This window comes from Steroidobacter sp., from assembly GCF_016790065.1.
In the GTDB taxonomy this organism is placed as follows: domain Bacteria; phylum Pseudomonadota; class Gammaproteobacteria; order Steroidobacterales; family Steroidobacteraceae; genus Steroidobacter.
Map to the genome: position 1 here is coordinate 1 of NZ_JAEUPY010000708.1, position 2907 is coordinate 2907.

2 protein-coding genes are annotated in these 2907 nt (G+C 60.5%); both read right to left on the reverse strand.

Going from position 1 to position 2907, the window contains the following annotated elements:
• Positions 1–156: 156 nt before the first annotated feature.
• Positions 157–906 (reverse strand): 2OG-Fe(II) oxygenase, encoded by a 750-nt coding sequence (locus tag JNL55_RS29040; RefSeq protein ID WP_415923185.1) that lies wholly within the window; start codon positions 904–906, stop codon positions 157–159.
• Positions 907–988: 82 nt separating this feature from the next.
• Positions 989–2907, reverse strand: a 1919-nt coding sequence (locus JNL55_RS29045) for an EAL domain-containing protein (protein WP_293862895.1), incomplete at its 5' end; no start/stop codon positions are given.

Here is a 2907-nt window from a genome sequence, read left to right on the forward strand (position 1 = left end):
TCATAAGTTGAAACTCGCCGCCGGCAGCGACAAGAAGCCCGGCGACGCCGTTCGCCTGCTACTCGCCATTGCCCGCGACGCCGGCGAGACGATTGAGCCCGCCGCGGCAAGAGCAGCGTTGAAGGACTCGAGTCGCCCCGCCGCCGCGGCGTGACGCTACGTCGCGTCGTGGAAGATCACGCCTAGCGTATGGCGGCGGCCGCCGCGAAGGCGGCTCACGCCGTGTCGCATGTTCACTCGGTAGATGCCGCGCGTGCCTTGCACTGGTCGGTGATGGACGGCAAACACAACGGCATCGCCCTGCTCTAGCGGCACCACTTCCGCACGCGACTGCATGCGGGGCCGCTGTTCGGTGAGCACAAACTCGCCGCCGGTAAAATCTCGTCCAGGCTGGGACAGCAGCACAGCAACTTGCAGCGGAAACACATGTTCGCCGTACAAATCTTGATGCAGGCAGTTGTAGTCATCAGCCTCGTACTGAAGCAACAGCGGCGTCGGCCGCAACTGACCCGCCTCGTGACAGCGCGCTAAGAACTCGGCGTGCGACGCCGGGAACCGCACATCGATACCCATCAACTCATGCCAGCGATTCGCGATCGGCGCGAGATGCGGATAGATGTCCGTGCGGAGAGACGCGATCAAATCGGGCAGCGGATAGTTGAAGTACTGATATTCGCCGCGCCCGAAGCCATGCCGGCTCATGACCACACGGCTTCGAAATAAGTCCTTCACAGCGTACAGATGAGCCAGCTCAGAGCACTGCTCGGGCCCGAGCAAGGAAGGTATGAGCGCGTAGCCAAGAGAGCCAAGATCGTCAGAGAGGCGCTGCCAATCCAGCGCAGCGATTCGAGCAGGTAGCTCGCCGCCGGCGAGCGAAGCAAAACGAGTTGAAGCGGACACGACCATGAGCACCACCTTACCAAGCTGATGCCAGCAAGGTAAGCAACGGCAACGCCCGCGACACTCCGACTCTTGCGCAGCTACACCGCTAAGCCGAGTGCACTAACCGCAGCTGCGGATGCGTCCGGGTGATCCGGCTGAGCGACTCCACCGACTCCGGGGTAGCGATGTAGATGCCCTGGGCATACTCCACACCAATCTCAGCCAGGCATTTGAGCACTTCGGCACTCTCGACCCGCTCGGCAACAGTTTTCAAGCCCATAGCTCGGCCGATCTGGGTAATCGCCTCGACCATGCTCCGGTCGACATGGTCCGTGGTCACGTTCTGAATGAACGAACCATCGATCTTCAAAAAATCCACCGGCAGATTCTTCAAGTACATGAACGACGACAAGCCACTGCCGAAATCGTCCAGCGAGAACAGACAGCCTCGGGTGCGAAACTCGCGCATGAAATGCACGACATTGGCCAGGTTGGAAATGGCCGCCGTCTCGGTGATCTCGAAACACACCGAGCCCGGACTCAAGTCATAGGTCTGCAGCTCGTTGATCAAGAACTCCAGGAACCGATCGTCGTTCAACGACGTGCCCGACAAATTGATGGACAACGTATAGCCATGGCGAGGATCGCCATCGGAACGATAGTGCGCCAACGACCCTAGCGCCTGACTCACGACCCAGCGGTCGATCATCGGCATCACGTTGTAACGCTCCGCCGCGGGAATGAACTCCGCCGGTTGTACCAGCTCGCCATGTTCGCCACGCATACGAAGCAGCAACTCGTAATGCCCGCGTGTATCGCGAGTCGCGCCGATGGGAACGATGGGCTGGTAATAAAGTTCGAGCCGATTCTCTTCGCAGGCCCGCGTCAGCCGCGACACCCATTGCATCTCGCGATGCCGCTCGGGCGCCGAGCTGTACTGATACATGTGAACGCGATTGCGTCCGGAATCCTTGGCGGCATAACAAGCGACATCGGCCGCCGCCATGACGCTGGCGATGCTCTCGCTGGCGCTATTGATCTCGACGATGCCGATACTGACACCGACATTCATCGCGCCATCCTGCCACTCGAACCGGTACTCGCGAATCGCCAGCCGTAGGTTGTCGGCGATCTTGGCCGCGCGATCCACAGTGCAATCCTGGAGCAGCACGCCGAACTCATCGCCACCCAAACGAGCGATGGTGTCGCTGGTGCGAATGCGGGTCTGCAACAGTCCGGTGATCTGTTTGAGCAAGCGGTCGCCGGCCTGGTGGCCGCAGGTGTCGTTCACCAGCTTGAACTGATCCAGGTCGAGGTACATCAACGCGTGCGTCGTGGCGTCATCCGAGCGAGCTGTCAGCAGCGCTTCGTTGAGCCGATTCTCGAACTCGCGGCGATTGATCAGTCCGGTCAGCGCATCGTGGCTGGCTTGATACGCGAGCGCACGGCGCAGCCGACGTTCCTTGCTCACATCATGAAACACCATGACCGCGCCGATGATCTTGCCCGAGCGATCTCGAATCGGCGCGGCGGAATCCTGAATGGCGATTTCCTGGCCGCGGCGATTCACCAGCACCGTGTGATCGGCCATCGCAATGACCTGCCCTTCACGCAGCGCGCGACTGACTGGATCTGCCAGAGGCTCACGAGTCGCCTCATTCAGGATGATAAAAACTTCTTGCAGCCGTTTGCCTTTTGCCTCGGCGCCTTCCCAACCGGTGAGGTTCTCGGCCACCGAATTCAGGGTTTCGATACAGCCGCTGGCATCGGTGGTGATGACACCGTCGCCGATGGACTGCAGCGTGACCTGCGCCTTTTCCTTTTCTTCGAACACGGCCGTTTCGGCGCGCTTACGTTCGCTGATATCGGAGATGGTGCCTTCGTAGCCGATCAACTGGCCGCTCTTGTCGCGCACTGCGCGAGCGTTCTCGATCACGGTCAGGATCGAGCCATTCACACAGCGCAGCTGAAATTCGGCGTTGCGAACTTCGCCGTCACGCTCAATGGTGGCGACAATGGCCGCCC

Excerpts from the sequence above, each read along its gene's own strand:
- JNL55_RS29040 (WP_415923185.1), bottom strand. The coding sequence starts at position 906 with ATGGTCGTGTCCGCTTCAACTCGTTTTGCTTCGCTCGCCGGCGGCGAG.